The 18373-nt window shown below is 33.9% G+C and carries 14 protein-coding genes and 1 pseudogene; 11 read left to right on the forward strand and 4 right to left on the reverse strand.

Annotated elements, in window-relative coordinates; translation table 11 throughout:
• Nucleotides 1–148 precede the first annotated feature (148 nt).
• The 8 genes and pseudogenes from ahcY (at nucleotide 149) to ACRASX_RS03210 (ending at nucleotide 7980) form a co-directional block, all read left to right on the forward strand.
• Nucleotides 149–1465, forward strand: a complete 1317-nt coding sequence (ahcY, locus tag ACRASX_RS03175; protein ID WP_066311045.1) for an adenosylhomocysteinase — start codon at nucleotides 149–151, stop codon at nucleotides 1463–1465.
• Between the two features lie 237 nt (nucleotides 1466–1702).
• The gene (locus ACRASX_RS03180; protein WP_432222391.1) at nucleotides 1703–2080 is read left to right on the forward strand and encodes a hypothetical protein; all 378 of its coding nucleotides are present in this window, start codon (nucleotides 1703–1705) and stop codon (nucleotides 2078–2080) included.
• A 294-nt stretch (nucleotides 2081–2374) separates the two neighbouring features.
• Nucleotides 2375–2545 (forward strand): annotated as a pseudogene (locus ACRASX_RS03185) (hypothetical protein); the annotation flags it as partial.
• A 242-nt stretch (nucleotides 2546–2787) separates the two neighbouring features.
• Nucleotides 2788–3294: a Crp/Fnr family transcriptional regulator gene (locus ACRASX_RS03190; protein ID WP_432222392.1), complete on the forward strand. Its 507-nt coding sequence runs from the start codon at nucleotides 2788–2790 to the stop codon at nucleotides 3292–3294.
• 57 nt (nucleotides 3295–3351) lie between these two features.
• On the forward strand, nucleotides 3352–3894 hold the full coding sequence (locus ACRASX_RS03195; RefSeq protein WP_432222393.1) for a DinB family protein: 543 nt from the start codon (nucleotides 3352–3354) through the stop codon (nucleotides 3892–3894).
• Nucleotides 3895–3976: 82 nt separating this feature from the next.
• A complete protein-coding gene (locus tag ACRASX_RS03200) occupies nucleotides 3977–4519 on the forward strand; it encodes a hypothetical protein (RefSeq protein ID WP_432222394.1) in 543 nt (180 codons plus the stop codon).
• A gap of 237 nt (nucleotides 4520–4756) precedes the next feature.
• Complete coding sequence (locus ACRASX_RS03205; protein WP_432222395.1) at nucleotides 4757–5089, forward strand: DMT family transporter; 333 nt, start codon at nucleotides 4757–4759, stop codon at nucleotides 5087–5089.
• Nucleotides 5090–5202: 113 nt separating this feature from the next.
• Nucleotides 5203–7980 carry an outer membrane beta-barrel protein gene (locus ACRASX_RS03210; protein ID WP_432222396.1) on the forward strand — a complete coding sequence of 926 codons (2778 nt, stop codon included), beginning with the start codon at nucleotides 5203–5205 and terminating at the stop codon, nucleotides 7978–7980.
• Nucleotides 7981–8174: 194 nt separating this feature from the next.
• Here the strand turns inward: ACRASX_RS03210 and ACRASX_RS03215 are convergent, their stop codons facing one another.
• Together ACRASX_RS03215 and ACRASX_RS03220 are read right to left on the reverse strand one after the other, a co-directional pair.
• Entirely contained in the window at nucleotides 8175–9014 is an 840-nt protein-coding gene (locus ACRASX_RS03215; RefSeq protein WP_231739651.1) for a glycoside hydrolase family 3 C-terminal domain-containing protein, read from the reverse strand.
• Nucleotides 9015–9049: 35 nt separating this feature from the next.
• A complete protein-coding gene (locus ACRASX_RS03220) occupies nucleotides 9050–9211 on the reverse strand; it encodes a hypothetical protein (RefSeq protein WP_432222397.1) in 162 nt (53 codons plus the stop codon).
• Nucleotides 9212–9270: 59 nt separating this feature from the next.
• Between ACRASX_RS03220 and ACRASX_RS03225 the strand changes: the two genes are divergently transcribed.
• A complete protein-coding gene (locus ACRASX_RS03225) occupies nucleotides 9271–9951 on the forward strand; it encodes a helix-turn-helix transcriptional regulator (RefSeq protein ID WP_432222398.1) in 681 nt (226 codons plus the stop codon).
• A 90-nt stretch (nucleotides 9952–10041) separates the two neighbouring features.
• Here the strand turns inward: ACRASX_RS03225 and ACRASX_RS03230 are convergent, their stop codons facing one another.
• Together ACRASX_RS03230 and gldJ are read right to left on the reverse strand one after the other, a co-directional pair.
• Nucleotides 10042–11325 (reverse strand): UDP-N-acetylmuramoyl-tripeptide--D-alanyl-D-alanine ligase, encoded by a 1284-nt coding sequence (locus ACRASX_RS03230; protein ID WP_432222399.1) that lies wholly within the window; start codon nucleotides 11323–11325, stop codon nucleotides 10042–10044.
• A gap of 57 nt (nucleotides 11326–11382) precedes the next feature.
• Complete coding sequence (gldJ, locus tag ACRASX_RS03235; protein ID WP_066311067.1) at nucleotides 11383–13074, reverse strand: gliding motility lipoprotein GldJ; 1692 nt, start codon at nucleotides 13072–13074, stop codon at nucleotides 11383–11385.
• Between the two features lie 213 nt (nucleotides 13075–13287).
• On the opposite strand from gldJ, the gene porU reads away from it, so the two are divergent.
• Nucleotides 13288–17130 carry a type IX secretion system sortase PorU gene (gene porU / locus ACRASX_RS03240; protein WP_432222400.1) on the forward strand — a complete coding sequence of 1281 codons (3843 nt, stop codon included), beginning with the start codon at nucleotides 13288–13290 and terminating at the stop codon, nucleotides 17128–17130.
• 38 nt (nucleotides 17131–17168) lie between these two features.
• Nucleotides 17169–18338, forward strand: coding sequence for a type IX secretion system outer membrane channel protein PorV (gene porV / locus ACRASX_RS03245; RefSeq protein WP_432222401.1), 1170 nt, complete (start codon nucleotides 17169–17171; stop codon nucleotides 18336–18338).
• Nucleotides 18339–18373 lie beyond the last annotated feature (35 nt).

Genomic DNA, 18373 nt, shown 5'->3' on the forward strand with positions numbered 1-18373 from the left:
ATGACGGGATTGGCTCCTTATTAATAAAATTAGCTATTATTCTAAAGATTAAGTTATTAAACAATTCATAAATCTAGAATAAAATAGCCGACTTCAAAAAAGTATTCCCTAAATTTGCAAAAATTTTACACTTACAAATATACTATAAATGAGTACTACAACTATGCCTTTTGTGGCTTTCAAAGTAAAAGACATTTCTCTAGCAGCGTGGGGAAGAAAAGAAATTGAATTGGCTGAAGCTGAAATGCCAGGTCTTATGGCGCTTCGTTCAGAGTACAAAGACGAGCAACCGCTAAAAGGTTCTCGTATCGCTGGATGCTTGCACATGACGATTCAAACGGCTGTTTTAATTGAAACTTTAATTGCTCTTGGTGCTGAGGTTACTTGGAGTTCTTGTAATATTTTCTCTACTCAAGATCAAGCTGCTGCTGCTATTGCTGCTGCTGGAATTCAGGTTTATGCTTGGAAAGGCCTAAACGAAGAAGATTTTGACTGGTGTATTGAGCAAACTTTGTTCTTTGGCGAAGACAGAAAACCATTGAATATGATTTTGGACGATGGTGGAGATTTAACCAACATGGTTATTGACCGTTACCCAGAATTAGTAGCTGGAATTAAAGGATTGTCTGAAGAGACGACTACTGGAGTGCACAGATTGTACGAAAGAGTAAAAGCAGGAACATTGCCAATGCCTGCAATTAATGTAAATGACTCGGTAACTAAATCTAAATTTGACAACAAATACGGTTGTAAAGAATCGGCTGTTGATGCGGTTCGTCGTGCAACAGATTTAATGTTGGCTGGAAAAAGAGTGGTTGTTTGCGGATACGGTGACGTAGGAAAAGGAACTGCTGCTTCTTTTAGAGGTGCTGGATCTATTGTTACAGTTACTGAAATTGATCCTATTTGTGCTTTACAAGCAGCAATGGACGGTTTTGAAGTTAAAAAACTAAATAGTGTTGTTGGAAATGCTGATATCATCATTACTACAACTGGAAATAAAGACATCGTTCTTGGAAGTCATTTTGAACAAATGAAAGACAAAACGGTTGTTTGTAACATTGGACATTTTGACAACGAAATTGATATGGCTTGGTTGAACACAAACCACGGTGCATCAAAAATCGAAATCAAACCACAAGTTGACAAATATACAATTGCTGGAAATGACATCATCATTTTGGCTGAAGGTCGTTTGGTAAACCTTGGTTGTGCTACAGGTCACCCAAGTTTTGTAATGAGTAACTCATTTACAAACCAAACTTTGGCTCAAATCGAATTGTGGAAAAACAGTGCTTCGTACAAAAACGACGTATACATGTTGCCTAAAATTTTAGATGAAAAAGTGGCTGCTTTACACCTTGCAAAATTAGGCGTTGAGTTAGAAACTTTGCGTGACGATCAAGCCGCATACATTGGCGTTGAAGTTGCTGGACCATACAAACCAGAATACTACAGATACTAGAACATTTTAGATTGCTACGCCTGTTCTCCTTTTAGGCTCGGGTGCTGTAGCGAGTTGTGATTTAAGAATTAAACCCTGATTTCGATAGAAATTGGGGTTTTTTTGTTTAATTATATTTTATGCAAAGTTATCCTTAGCTTTTCATAGACGATTATTATACAATTAATATGTAAAATATTGTAATTTCTTAGTTCGAATTTAATTGATATTTATATTATAACTTAAATAATTAAGAAAATGTCAAACAATAATAAAAAACAATTCGGAGTTTGGATGGATTCTCAACATGCCACAATAATAGGTAGAGATGAAAACAATGAAGGTGAATTTAAAGTACTTGGTCACGAAAAATACAGCGGAGTTCCTGGAAATTCAAATGAAAATGCAGAACATAATCACGAGGTAACGTTGAGAACAAAATTCTTTAAAGAAATTCTTTCTCATATGCAGAATGTTGATGAATTGCATGTAACGGGAACTGGTGTCGTTCAAGAACAATTTATTAATTATCTTGCTGAAACTTCACAATACAAGAATGTGAAAACTTCTGAATGTACTAGCAACAAAATGACCGATGAAGACACAATTGCTCATATTTCAAACAAATTTAATTAATTTTAAATTTATCAGATTTAAAAAGACCTCAATTTTTACAAATTGAGGTTTTTTGATTTCTACAACATATCATTCAATTTTTGATGAAATTTATTTTTCCAAACCGCGACGCTTTTTTGGGTTTCTCAAAATTATCTTTCTCTAAAATAGATGTGATCTTCACTTTTAAATCTGGCAAATTAATTTTACATCAGCATAGTTAGACATTTCGACTATTAGTTATTTTATCGAAATAACTCCTAAAAATAGTAGTAAAATTTAGTAGTATTTTGATTTGCTAATTTTAGCAAATCATTCACCAACAAAATTTTGACTCAAGTAGAATTATGGAAAAACAACACGGCATTAGACAATGACGATTATATTTTACCAACCATCGATGAAAAAGTAGTTTTCTTACCCTTAGCTATATTAGGCGTTTTATTAGAGGTTTTCGTGACAACCAAGCGGCTTACATTGGCATAGAGATTTCAGTCCCTTACAGTCCCGAACACTACAGACACTAGATTAATGAATAATCATTAGGAACTAAAAACACAAAACTCTCGCAAAAACGTGCGGTTTTTTGTTTATGGGCCAGTACTTGCTGTCCATTTCATTCTGCACGAGCTACAAAATCCCTTTATCTTATTAAACCGTATTTTCTTCTCAACAATCTCATTTTTTATATCTTTAATTTTTCATACAGCAAATAATTTAAAACAATAATGAAAGAAATTGTAGCACTTTCAAAGCAGACAATCACCATCGAAAGAAACGAATTTTTAAAAACTAAAGGCACTATTGATACGAATGTGTATTATATTGAAAGCGGAAGTTTACGGGTTTTCGTTTTAGATGATGACCAAGAACAAACCATTCGATTTGGATACCAATCTAATATCGTCACTTCACTAGATTCTTTTCTTACTGGCAAGCCATCTAACTTTTACATTCAAGCGATTAAAAAGACCGTTATAAAGGTAATCACTAAACCAGAAATTGACCAGCTTTTAAAAACTGAAACCCATCTAAAGCTCTGGACCACCATTTTAGAAGAACTCGTTATACAACAAATGGAACGTGAAATTGACATTCTTACCAGTTCTCCAAAAGAACGTTATCTGAGGGTTTTGAAAAGAAGTCCGCAACTTTTTCAGGAAATTCCAAATAAACACATTGCTAATTACTTGCGTATGAGTCCTGAAACTTTATCCCGTTTAAAAAAATCTTGATTTCAGTCAACAATCAAAGAAATTATTTTTAAGATCTTTGATTAAAGAAACCAAATTATGCAATCAGAAAAATTAATAACCCAACTAATCGAGCAAACAAAGCAAATAATAGCGCAAGCTAAAATCCTGAAAGGTTGCGAATTGGACGTTTTGACTTTTAGAGAAAACCAAAAGTCCTGGAACATTTTGGAATGCTTGCAACATTTAAATTTATACGGAGATTTTTACTTGCCAGAAATTGAGAGTAAAATTGCAAAAAGCATAACTACAACTGAGATAGAATTTAAAAGTGGGCTTTTAGGAAACTACTTTGCGAAAAGCATGTTGCCCAAAGAAAACTTGAACAAGATGAAAACTTTCAAAAATAAAAATCCTTTAAATAATCAAATTGATCGAACAGTTATTGATACATTTATCAATCAACAAATGAAACTCTTAGAACTACTAAATCAATCTCGAACAGTTAGTTTAAGCCAAACTAAAATAAATATTTCAATTTCAAGTTTTATTAGGCTCCAACTAGGAGATGCATTTCAGTTTTACCTCAACCACATTATGAGACACTTGCAACAAATAGAAAAGATAAAATCATCATTTTAACAGGTTTAAAAATTAAGTATGTCTATAATTTTAAAACTATAGATTTATATTTGGTTGCAATTTCTAATTATAAAACCTACTCATGAAAAAACGTCTTATCGTACTCTTTGTACTTGTTTTGCCTTTCGCTACCAATGCACAATTTTCTAGTGCACAACGACAAATGCAAACTTCCAATTATATGTTTGCCAATCAAAACCGAATGTTTATGCAGATGCAACAGCAACAGCGCACTATGGCTCGCATGCAAAGCAATGTTCAATCGGTAGAAAATAAATTAGCTAAGGAAGAGCGAAAACGCATGAAGTTGGAGGAAAAGTCCTTGCGCCAACAAGCTGCTTTAAGAGTAAAACAAGAGCAACTGAATACTTATGGAAAAGATTTTGATAAAAATACAGAAAAAGCAAAGAAGCAAATCATAAAGGCAGTAGAGCAGAAAAACAAAATACAATCGAAAATAGGCGCTAGTAACGCAAAAATTGAAAATTTTAAAAAAGAAATTGAAACTTCGAAATTAAAGAAAGAAGAATTCGCTAAAAAGCAAGAAGAAGAGAAACGAGCAAAAGAACTGGAAAAATCGGGAAACGCAGAGAAAAAAGAAAAGAAAAAAGAGCCTAATAAATAACTCTTTTTTAAACCCTGCAATTATTAAAGCCGCTCAGGATTTCTTTAAAAAAATCAGATAAAAATCAGAAACGTAGAGTACGAACCACTACTTCAAAGTATTTTTAAGGAAATTATAATGTCTTCTTCATAGCCTTATGTTCTTTGTTAGAATTAAAACGACTTTGTTAGAACTTTAAAATGATGCTATTATGTGTTGAAAAACACAATAAAGAGTAAATTTGTACAAATCAAAAACATGAAAAACTTTTTATTTTTAGGTATTGCAATTATCTGCGAAATTATTGCCACAACAGCATTAAAAAAATCGGCCGAATTTACCAAGTTACTTCCTACTGTCATTACAATTATTGGTTATTTCGGTGCTTTTTACTTTTTGAGTTTTGCGATTAGAACTATTCCCGTCGGAATTGCGTATGCCATCTGGTCTGGAGTCGGAATTGTTTTAATTACTATAGTAGGTGCCATTTTTTTTAAACAAATTCCCGATTTACCTGCAATTATAGGGCTAGCATTTATTATTGTTGGCGTCTTAATACTGAATCTTTTTTCTAAAACTACAGTGCATTAATGATAATTGCAGCAGTTTACTGCAGTGCATTAATTTTAATTGCAGCAGTTTACTGCAGTGTCGTTAAACCTTTTTCCTTTTTAAGTGTCCAATTAGCACTTAATTAACCAAACATGTCGAAAAGATACTTATTACTGTTATTTATATTTTGCAGTTTTCTTGCGCAAGCACAAAACGAATTCGTTGTAAAAGGAAGAGTTTTAAACTTTAGCAGCCAGCAACCTCTAGAGGGAGCGGAAATCTTTCTTGGATTTTCGAAAGACTCTTTAAAAATAAATTATTCAACCACTGATAAGAACGGCTATTTTAGAATTACTGCTAAAAAAACAGACAATCCAGTTTATTTAAAAGTCAGCTTTATAGGTTTTCAGTCTACTATTGAAGTTTTTAAAAATATTTCGTCAGATAGCGATTTTGATTCCATTTTATTAATGGAAAATGCAAATGCTTTGAAAGAAGTAATCATCAAAAACGAAGTGGCTGGCATTAAAATTAAGGATGATACCGTTGAGTTTAACGCTGCAAGTTTTAAGGTGAGACCAGATGCCAATGTCGAAACTTTACTGAAAGAATTGCCTGGTTTTGAAATCAATGCCGACGGCAAAATGCTAGTAAATGGAAAAGAAGTAAATCAATTTTTAGTGAACGGAAAACCATTTTTTGACCGAGATGGCGCCATATTATTGAAAAATCTACCTGCAGAAATTATAAACAAAGTTCAGGTTTCAGATTATAAGACTAAAAAAGAAGAATACTCCAAACAAGAAGCCGCTTCTGATTTGACTAGCGTAAATTTTACTATAGACGAAAAGAAGAACAAAGGTTTTTTTGGTCAATTTTTAGGTGGCTACGGAACGGATGACCGCTATGAAAGCAGTTTTGTACTGAATTACTTTGAGGGAGACCGAAAAATAAGCGCGATTGGAACTTCTAATAATATAAATTCTACAGGACTTTCCAATGATGAGGTTTTTGACAACATGGGTGGCGGACGAAATAATGCCAATAATAAAATTGCTTTGAGTGGCAAAGGAATTACCACAACCAATTTATTTGGTATAAATTATTCAGATAAACTTTTAGAAAATTTAGACGGTCTTGGAAATTATAATTTTTCGAACAGCGTCAACGAAAATGACAGTAAATCTAAACAAGCGAATCTACTTCCAACGGGGGCTTTTACAACTGAATCTGAATCGAAATCTAGAAATGAATCCACGGGAAATAAAGCTAATTTTGAATTAGAATATAATGCAACTCCAACTATTAAAATATTTGTTGCGCCCAAATACAGTACTACCAGAAGCAACAGTACTAATTCTTCAAGTAGTTTTTCTCGCAATGAAAACGACGAATTATTAAACGACGCCAATTCTGACTCGTACAAAGAAACCGACGCAACCAATTTTGCCAATTCGATAAACTTTAATAAAAGTTTCAAGAAGCCTACGCGAAACTTGAGTTTGGTTTTAAACAACAATAATTCGGTATCCGATTCGGAGCAATTGAATCAATCAGAAACCACATTCTACCAAACAGGAGAGCAAACCGATAGTAGAAATCAGAATAAAATTAACAAAAGAAGCAGCGACTCCTATTCGGCAGATTTTGAATATACGGAACCTATTACTGACAAAATCCGTTTTAGAATTGGTGCTGATTATGAATGGAAGAATTCTGTAGATAATGTAAAAACGTATGACTTTGATGCTTTGACACAATCCTATTCTGATGTAAATGCTTCCTTGACAAATTATACCGCATCGACTCAAAATACAATACGCCCGAAAGCAGGATTTACGTATCAGGATGAAAAATTAAGGTTAAATTTTAATTCAGAAACTGCCCTTACACAGTACGACAACCATTCAGATTACGTAGGAATTCGTACTGATTTAAATAAAAAATATCTTTTGCCCAATGCTTCGGCACAAATCAGATACAAATTTGAACGTTCTAAATTTATCACTGCACGATACAATTACTCAGTTGCTTTGCCATCTGCCGATGCCTTACTCCCTGTTATTGATTTGTCTAATCCCTTAAATACCGTTGTTGGAAACCCTGACTTGAATCCGACAGAATCGCAGAATGTTAATTTAAATTATAGAAATTTTGATTTTAAAACCCGTTCTGGTTATAGTTTGTACGTGAGAGGAGAATTTTTTGACAATGAAGTTATCTCGGCTTCTATTTACGATGCAGACAGTAAAAGACAGACAACCTATAAAAATGTATCTGGAACATACGCGACAGCTGTTGGCGCAAATTGGAGTCAATCTATCAAAAAGGAGGGCTACAGTTACCGATACGGAGCTGCATTTAATGCTAGTCTGGGAAAGTCAAAAGGATTTACAAACGCCGTATTATACGATGCCCAGTCGTTTGGTTTGAGTCCTAGAATTTATTTTAATTATGAATTAAAAGATTTGTTAGTAATCGCACCGAGCTACGGCTTAACCTATAATGAAACGCACTTTACAAATTATACCGTTAACTCTACTTCTAACTTTGTGCATAGAGCTAATTTGCAAATAACCAACTACTGGCCAAAAAACTGGATTTTCGGAAACGATTTTGGGTATACGTACAACTCAAATCTTTCGTCCGAATTTAAAAAAGATTTTTTCTTGTGGAATACGAGCTTATCGTATAACTTTTATAAAGAGCAATTGGTTGCCAAAGTAAAGGTGTACGACATATTGAACCAAAATTTAAGCAGTACCCGCACTATTTCTGCAACTGCTATTCGTGACGAAGAAAACACGATTTTAAAACGTTATGTTATGTTCTCACTTATATATAAAATAAAAAGCTTTGCAGGGAGTAATAGCAAGCAAAGTGGCCGTGGAGATCGAGGTGGACAAAGCAGAAGAATGGAAATGGAGTAAATAAAATATCGAAATTTATTGTAAATTTCTAAAAGCCTGGCTTTTTTTTAAATTGATTTGAGCTATTTTTATTTAGACCATTTACTTGAAAATCTAAAGGACTATCAGTTATCCTAAAAAATTTTAACAAAAAACACCTCTCTAAAGTAGAAAGGTGTTTTTTATTATATTTTAATTTTGATTTGTACTTGAGTTTATTTCAATAAAAAATCTTGTTTTAAATCCCCTACTTGTATCGTAAAGGTTCCTTTTTCCGAAATCCATTTTAAATCATTATTTACAAATTGCAAGTCTTTTTGATTTAAAGTAAAAGTGAGCGTTTGCGTTTCCTTTGGAGCTAAATCAATTTTTTGAAAACGCTTCAACGTTTTATATTCAGGAGTAATAGTTGCATAATTGTCTGATAAATATAATAAAACAGCTTCTTTTCCGGCTTTTTGCCCCGTGTTGCTCACTGTAACGGAAACGGTAATAACGTCGCTATTTGTAACTTCTTTTTTATCAATATTTAAATTAGAATATTTAAAAGTGGTATAAGACAATCCTGTTCCAAATTCAAATTGTGGCAAATAACTTTTCTCGTATTTCGCATCGTCATTCTGTTCCAGTTCAGAAATACTTTCAGTGTGTTTCCTGTTGTACTTTTCTAATGAATTTGGAAATCTTGGATAGTTGTATGGCAATCTCCCACTTGGATTTATATCTCCATATAAAATATCAACCAAGGCTCTTCCTCCTTCATTTCCGGGTAAATAACATTGTACCACTGCACTCATTTTATCGGCAAAATCACTAATTAATCTCGGTCTTCCTTCGTTTAAAACCAAAACAATAGGTTTATTTAATTTTGCCAAAGCCAACGCTAACTTAATTTGAGAAGTACTTATGTACAAACTACTAATATCTCCGGGAGTTTCTGTATAATTTTTCTCTCCTAAACACAACACAATTTTTGAGGCATTTTTGGCTAAATCAACAGCCTTTTGAATTTCAGCTTCATCCTCAATTTCTAAATCTGCACCAGCGGTATACAAGACATTTTCTTTTCCTAATTTATCTTGAAAAGCCTCTAAATAGTAAATTTATCAGCAGCATATAAATCTGAATTTTCACCTTGCCAAGTATACGACCAGCCTCGATTTAAATATTTCATGCTGTTGGCAGTAGGACCTGTTACTACTATTTTTTCATTTTTATTTAAGAGTAAAACTGAATTGTTATTTTTTAACAATGTAGTAGATTCGGCTGCAGTTTTGTAAGCTTCATCGATGTGTTCCGCGACATTTCACGGTGAGTTTTACAATTTCTCCACCATGGTACAGACATTGGCTCGCAGTTATGGGTTATTTCGTACTACTTGCAATCGCTGTTTATGGCGTTTCCAACAGAATAAAGTTAAAAATTAGGAAAAACAAATATTACGAAACTATTGAGCAGCGCCGACTTTATTTGGAACGCGAAAACAAAATACGACAAGAACAATACGATTTAGAAAAAGAAATTGAAAAATTGAAAAGCGATAAGTTACAAATTCAAATACTATCGAAAGACAAAGAGCTCGTCACAAATTCATTACAAGTAGTAAAGAAAAACAAAATACTTAATGGAATTTTACAAAAAGTAAAAGAAATCGAAGTAAAGGATTTAGATGAAACCACTAAATTTCAGGTCACAAAATTAAATAAAAGTATCGTAAAGGAAGTAAACAATGACAAGAGTTGGAAGGACTTAGAAAAACACATTAAAAATGTTCATTTTGACTTTTTAAAAAGACTAAAAGAAAAATATCCGACCGTCTCGCCTCGAGAAATGGACTTAGCTACCTATTTATTGATGAATATGTCTACCAAAGAAATTGCAGAAATTATGAACATTTCCAATGGTGGCGTCGAATTAGCACGTTATCGATTTAGAAAAAAATTAGAACTCACTAAAAAAGAAAACTTAACCGGCTTTTTAATGAGTGTCTAAATCCACTATATTGCAATGTTTAGTAACCAGCATATAAAACGTCGAAACTACTACCGTAATTTATGATTAAAATTTGCAAAGAGCGTTATTTTAGAGTAAGTCCAATGTACGTTCTAAAGCCATTCCGCGCGATCCTTTTATAAGTATAGTACGATTGGAAATTGTAATACTTTTTATGAATTCCGAAAAAGAATCGAAAGTCTCAAAGAATGAAATTTGATCAGAATCAAAACGATGCTCATAAAACGCTTTTCCGACAAAGTAACAAGTTGCTTTTTTTCCCTTTTGTACTTCCTCTACTAATTTAAAATGTTCTGCCCTACTCTCGTTTCCTAATTCAAACATATCCCCTAATATCATTATTTTATTCTGAAAATCTAGCTGCTCAAAATTAGTAATAGCAACAGCCATACTACTCGGATTGGCATTGTAGGCATCTAAAATAATTTGATTTGTGTCAACGTGAAGCAGTTGCGAACGATTGTTATCAGGAATATAACTTTCTAAAGCTTCTTTAATATCGTTATTTTCTACACCAAAGTAGACTCCAATAGCAATTGCAGCGCTTATATTATTAGCGTTATATATTCCAATCAAATGCGACTGTATTTGAAGATTGTCATACGAAACTCGTACAAAAGGATTTGCAACAACTCCATCAATTTTCACATTAGCTTGATCTGCATTTAACCCAAAAGTAAACGATTCTATACCTTTAGATTTCTCATTCTGTATCGCATCATTCAAATTGATAAAAGCAATTTTATCGTTACTTTTCAGAAAAGTATACATTTCACTTTTCCCTTTTATAACGCCTTCAATTCCGCCAAAACCTTCAAGGTGTGCTTTGCCAAAATTGGTAATGTAGCCAAAGTCAGGCTGAGCATTGTCACATAAAAATTCAATTTCTTTTTGATGATTGGCGCCCATTTCTACAATACCGATTTCAGTAGAAGTATTAAACGACAATAACGTTAAAGGAACTCCGATATGATTGTTTAAATTTCCACTAGTTGCTTTTGTATTGTATTTCTTAGATAATACGACCTGAATTAATTCTTTAGTAGTCGTCTTGCCATTACTTCCCGTTAAAGCAACAATCGGGATATTCAAATACTTTCTATGAAATCTAGACAGCTCTTGAAGTGTCTTTAAACTGTCTTCTACCAAGATAGTGCGTTGATCTATAAAGTAATCCGAATTATCAATTACGACATACGATGCGCCTTTCGCTAAAGCCTCTGCAGCAAAAGTATTGGCGTCAAAATTGTCTCCTTTAATTGCAAAAAACATCGAATTCGATGTTATTTTGCGGGTATCGGTAGAAAGCGAATCTACGCTTAAAAATAATTGATGTAAAGAATCTAATTTCATAAAATGCTCTTATAAAACAAAAGCCCTAATAAAGGGCTTTTGGTATGGAATAAAATATTAATTTCTAGGTGACTTTCTTTTTTCCGTTTTAGGACCTACTCTGGACATTGCACATCTAAATCCGATGTAATCTGTTGCCATGTCTTGTGGAAAATATCTTCTTTGTGCTGGATCTAACCAATACGCTCTATCTCTCCAAGAACCTCCTTTAAAGACTCTAACTTGGTCGTTTATCAAAGTTGTTCTTTTACTAGACTTATCGTATTTTCTAACCATATTACCCAAACTGTCTGTAGTAACATTGTGCTCAGGTGAGTTGTACATGCCTTCTCCCTTTTTTAGCTCGTTACTTTCAGAACTGCCAAAATCATAATATCTTGATGATTGTTTGTCTCCATCTCTATAGTTGATGTTGTCACTTTTCGAGAAGTTTTGTCTCAAGTACGTTTCTTGCTCATCAACTGGAACTTCAACAATTTGACCTGGTAAGTTTCTAGCCATTACTTTTCCATTACTTAAAGTATCATACTTTATTGTACTTGAAGTAACAATTTCTACTTTACCATCTTTTCCAATTTTATTTTTTGTGTAAAGGTTACCTCTAAAATAGTTAAAGTCATTGGCTTCGTTATCAACAATAGGACGATATACATCGGCAACCCATTCTGCAACGTTTCCAGCCATATCATATAAACCGAAATCATTTGCTGGATATTTTTTAACCTCATTAGTAATATCTGCACCGTCATCAGACCATCCAGCTATACCACCGTAATCTCCATTTCCTTGTTTGAAATTCGCCAATTGATCCCCTCTATTTTTTCTTTTTGACGAACGAGTATAATTACCAGCCCAAGGATATTTCTTTTGTCCCTTGTATATATTGTATTCTCTTTGTCCTACATCAGCCGCAGCAGCGTATTCCCATTCTGCTTCTGTTGGCAAACGATATTCTGGCAAAATGATTCCAGATGAACGTTGTGCATATACATTTTTAGCCTCTGGCGCAACACCATCTTTTCCAGCTTTTGGTTGCTTTTTAGCGCCCTTTCCACCTTTAAGAACAATCTCTTCGTTTCCACCGTATGTTAATGTCGGTGCGTTAAGATAAGTATCAGTACTAAATGAACTTTCTGCAGTAACGTCTAAAGTCTTAGCATCTTTTTTCAAGAAACCATTTTTCTCTAAAACTGCCTCATTTACGCGGTCTGTTCTCCATTTACTAAATTCAACTGCTTGAATCCAGTTTACACCAACTACTGGGTAGTTTGCATAAGCGGGGTGTCTCAAATAGTTATTAGTCATGGTTTCGTTATATCCTAAACGGTTTCTCCAAACCAAAGTATCAGGAGATGCTCCTGCATATATATGTTTGTAATTTTCTTCTGTTGGAGGAAAAACTTTCTTTAACCACTCTAAGTATTCTAAATACATCATGTTGGTTACCTCAGTTTCATCCATGTAAAAGGATTGTACGTGTTGTTGTGTTGCAGTATTATTCCAGTCATGCATTACGTCATCCTGAACTTTACCCATCGTAAAAGTCCCTCCTTCTACAAATACTAGTCCTGGTCCTGCTTGTTGCTTTTTGTTTGCTACATTTTGTGCAGATCCATTAATGTCATTCACATTCCATCCTGTCGCTCTTGAAGAATTGTTCGAACTGGATTTCTTACTACAGCTAGTCATTCCTAAGATTAATGTCATAGACAACATTAACTTTAATGCCATAATTTTGTTTGCTTTCATACTCTTTAGTAGGTAATAATTTAGGTGTTGCAATATAATAATTAACAATTAATTAGCAACATCAATCATATTTTTTTTATTTACTTGGATTTTAATCGAAATAACAACACTCGTTATAAAACGCAAAAATATAGTTTTTATTATAACAATTGACCTAAAAACCATATTTTTACTCGATATATTTTAAATTTAAAATTTCCGTTTCCTATTATTATGAGAAAAAATATTTTAACACTTTTTATCATAATTCCTTTCGCTCTTTTTAGTCAAACTAATACTACTATTTCATTGGATTGGAAGACTAAAAAGGAGATGTTCTTCGGAAGTGAGGCGTTTATAATCCCTAATTTTACTGACCACTCCTTTGGTTTTGATGCCAATCAGCGAAAACTCAACTACACCTTAAAGTTAGAAGAAGGCAATTACAACCAAAATTCTAAAATAATTCTTAGTAACGTAATTTACACCGCAATTAGTGAGTCAGAATTAGGCGAATTATCTGTCGAAAACATTTCAGAATCGCTGGACGAACTTTTAATTGTAAGTAAAGCTCAAGAAATTACGTCTGCGTTCTTAACTTTAAACCCTATTATCAAGTCCGGAAGTAGCTTTCAAAAAATTACATCCTTCAACTATGCTATAATTGCCCAGACAAACAATAAGTCAACTTTAAAAACACCAAGTACGCTAAAAACGAACGGCGTTAAAAACTCTGTTCTAGCTTCGGGAAGTTGGTATCGTTTTTACATCGAAAAATCAGGCGTATACAAAATCAGTAAATCATTTTTGCAAGAAATTGGTTTTGATGTAAACAAAATAAATCCTAAGCAAATTCAATTGTTTGGAAATGGTGGAAGAATGTTGCCTTTATCTAATGCCATTTATTACCCTGATGACTTAACCGAAAATGCTATTACTATTATAGGAGAAGAAGACGGCAAATTTGATAATGAAGATTACATTTTATTTTACGGAGAAGGAGTCGACCAATACAATACCGAAAGCAATACTAATAGTAACTTATACGATACTAAATCCTATTATTATATAACCACGCAAGGTGGCATTGGCAAACGAATGGCTAAGCTTCAGCAGCCTTACGGCAATGCAACGATCAATCTAAATACTTTTGACGACCATCAGAACCACGAATTAGACCTTATTAATATCGCGCACGTTGGCAGGCAATGGTTTGGTGAGTCGTTCGAAATTAAAAACGAACAAGAATTTCAATTTAATTTTCCAAATCTTGAAACTACGGTTCCCATAAAAATTAATGTGGTAGCAGCTGCCGCTGCTTTTAGTCCAACTTCATTTAAAATTACTTCCAATAACCAACCTATCGGAACTTTAAATTTTCAGTCATTATCTGCAGATTCAGAGACAAAATTTTCTACGAATCAACTTCCATCCAATACTACTTTTACAGGGACAGAGAACACTGCCATAAAAATTAGTTATAACAATAATGGTGTTCCAGGATCAAAAGGATATCTCGATCAAATAAATGTTGTAGCCAAACGAAAACTAGTTGGCTATGGCAAACAATTTCTATTTCAATACGACTTAGCGCTAACCACTAGCGGAATAGTTAATTATTCCATTACTAACGCACAAAACATAAATCAAGTTTGGGACATTTCTGATATTTATTATATCTCAAAAATCGACAACTTAGGCCAAACTGATATAGATTTTAAAGCAAATCTAGGCGAATCACGAAAATACCTTGCAGTCGACAATCGCGATTACTACACTCCAATTAAAGAATCAAAATCTAGAATCGCCAACCAAAATATAAAAGGAACTGTTTTTAAGAGTGCAACTGCTGATTTTCAAGATATCGATTACGTTATAATAACGCCAAGATTCTTGGCTAATCAAGCCGAAAAATTAGCTAATTTTCATCGAATAAACGCTGACTTAAATGTAAAAGTACTGACAACTGAAGCTATTTACCAAGAATTTTCGTCAGGTAAACAAGATATTGCAGCCATCAGAAATTGTATTAAATACATTTATCAAAATGCATCTTCAGTAGACAAACGCATTAAGTATGTCAACTTATTTGGCGACGCTTCTTTTGATTACAAAGATCGAATTAATAACAATGGTAATATTGTCCCTATCTTTCATTCTAAATTCAGCAATAGTACAGGCGAATCGTCCTTTGCTTCCGATGACTTTTATGGCTTGATGGATGAGAACGAAGGCAACATTACGTCGTTTTTTGGAGGAATAGATATTGCTGTAGGAAGAATGCTGGTAAACACAACTCAGCAAGCAGACGAAATGGTGAATAAAGTTATTGAATACCACGATCAGAAATCGCAAGGAATTTGGCGGAACAATTTTGTTTTAATAAGTGATGATTCTGATAAAAGTTCTGATGCATCTCTGCAAAGCAGGCAAAACCAATTGGCAGATAAAATCACTACTGAAAAACCATTTTTTAATGTTGATAAAATTTTCACAGATTCTTACTCCCAAGAAGCTTCTGCAGGTGGATCGCGATATCCCAAAGCAAGAACCGATTTATTTAATGCTTTTGAAAAAGGCGCTTTGGTTTTTAATTATCTAGGGCATGGTGGCGAAGACGGATTGGCTAGTGAACGCATTTGGGAAAAATCAGATGGACAAAATTTAAAAAATCAATTCAAGTATCCACTCTTTATCACCATCACCTGCGAGTTTTCTCGTTTCGACGATCCAACACACCCAACAGCGGGAGAATATACCTATTGGAATCCGAAAGGAGGCGCAATTGCCATGTTAACGACTATCAGATCCATTGGTCAATACAGCGCAGAAAACTTTAATGACTTATTAATACAAAATTTACTGTCTTACAACTCCAATCAATATACTTCGATTGCCGAAGTTTTACGAATGTCCAAAAACAGCAATCCAAGTTCTTCTAGTAATGTTATCGTTTGCCTTGGTGATCCTGCTATACGATTGGCAATTCCTAAACCTAAAATTAGTTTAATGAAAATTAATGACGTTGCAATAACGGGCATTTTTGAAGATTTAAAATCCCTTTCAAAAATTAAAATAACCGGAATAATTACAGATGAGAATGACAATTTACTATCCAATTACAACGGAGAACTAGCAACCGCAATTTTTGATAAAAACATTACAGCAACCACACTTAATAATGATGGATACAGCCCTGCTATGAGTTTTACGCAAATGGGTGAAACTATTTTTAGAGGAAATGCATCAGTCAACGACGGACAATTTGAATTTAGTTTTGTAGTTCCACGGGACATACGAATACCTGTTGGAAATGGAAAAATTAGTTTTTACAGCCAAAAGAAAGAAAAACTTGAAAATAAAACTGGTTTTAACACCCAAATTAAAGTTGGAGGCATCAACGAAAATGCGCCTCAAGACAATATTAGTCCGAAAGTGCAGTTATATATGAATGACGAAACTTTTGTTTCGGGTGGAATTACAAATGAATCTCCGTTTCTGATCGCGAACCTAGAAGATGAAAATGGTATTAATACTGCAAGCGGAATCGGACATGATATTGTAGCTGTTTTAGATGGCGACAGCAGTAATCCTTATATTTTAAACGATTATTATCAAACTAAATTAGATGACTTTACCAACGGAACGCTTCGATTTCCATTAAGAAATTTAGCAGCTGGTTTACATACTATTGCGGTCACAGCGTGGGATGTCTATAATAATCCTGTTACCACCGAAATACAATTTATTGTAACAAGCGACGAAGGAATTACGTTGAAAAATGTTTTAAATTATCCGAATCCTTTCGTCAATTATACCGAGTTTTGGTTTACGCACAACAGACCTTACGAACCCTTAGAAGTACAAGTTCAAATTATGACGATAACAGGTAAAGTTATATGGACAAAAAATCAGATCGTTACTACCGATGGTTTTTTATCTAGAGATCTTACTTGGAATGGACGAGATGATTTTGGAGATAAAGTCGGAAAAGGAGTGTATATTTATAAGCTAACCGTAAAGTCTACCCTAACAAATCAGAAAGCACACAAGATCGAAAAACTTGTAATCCTTTAATAAAATAGTACATTTGTCCCTTAATTTTTTACAACCTAATGAAAAAAATTTCATTTTTAATCACTTGTTTATTTTTAATAAACTACTCCAAAGCACAGGACAGGCAAATTACAACTGCTGTCCCGTTTCTGCTTGTGGCTGCAGATGCTAGAGCTGCAGGTATGGCAGACCAAGGAGTTGCCACCTCTGCAGATGCTTTTTCACAACAGTGGAATCCTTCAAAATATGCCTTTGCAGTAGAACAGCAAGGACTATCTATTAGTTATACTCCGTATCTAACTGATCTCGCAAATGATATTTCGCTTGGTCAAATTACATATTACAATAAAATAAACGAGCGAAGTGCCTTTGCTGGTAGTTTTCGTTATTTTGGTTTGGGAGATATTGAACTGCGACAAACGGGAGACCCGAACGAACAATTTCCAGTGGTAAGTCCGAATGAATTTGCGCTTGACGGATCTTATGCTTTAAAACTGAGTGAGAAATTCTCGATGGCAGTTGCAGGACGGTATATTCGCTCCGATTTAAAAATTGCTTCTACAGATACTGATGCTTCTGCAGCAAGTTCATTTGGAGTAGACATTTCGGGTTTTTATCAATCTGAAGAAATTGCATACAGCGATTTTAACGGTCGTTGGAGAGCGGGGTTTAACATTCAAAACATTGGACCAAAAATCAATTACGACAACGACGATCTAAATGCCAATTTTTTACCCACTAACCTTAGACTTGGAGGTGGATTTGATCTAATATTTGATGAGTATAATAAATTAGCACTTACTTTAGAAGTTAGTAAATTAATGGTTCCAACTCCTCAAACTCCAGATTTAAATAATGATGGAACAATAACAAATGAAGAACGAATTCAGAATAACGACAATTACCGAGCAACAGGTTGGTTTTCGGGAATGTTTAAATCATTTGGAGATGCGCCTGATGGCTTTGGAGAAGAGTTCAAAGAAATAACCTACAGTGCGGGAGCCGAATATGTGTACCAAGATGCGTTTGCGATGCGTTTGGGATATTTTCATGAAAGTCCCGAAAAAGGAGCTCGGAAATTTTTCTCTCTAGGAGCTGGTTTCAAATATAATGTCGTAAAAGTAGACGTCTCTTATTTATTCTCTGCTTCAAACGTCAAAAATCCACTAGAGAATACCTTACGTTTTTCACTAACTTTTAATTTTGGTGACAAATATGAAGTATATTAGTGGTTAAAAATAATCCAATACAAAATCCAAATTTC

Origin of the sequence: Flavobacterium sp. TMP13 (assembly GCF_050847115.1) — a bacterium.
In the GTDB taxonomy this organism is placed as follows: Bacteria; Bacteroidota; Bacteroidia; order Flavobacteriales; family Flavobacteriaceae; genus Flavobacterium.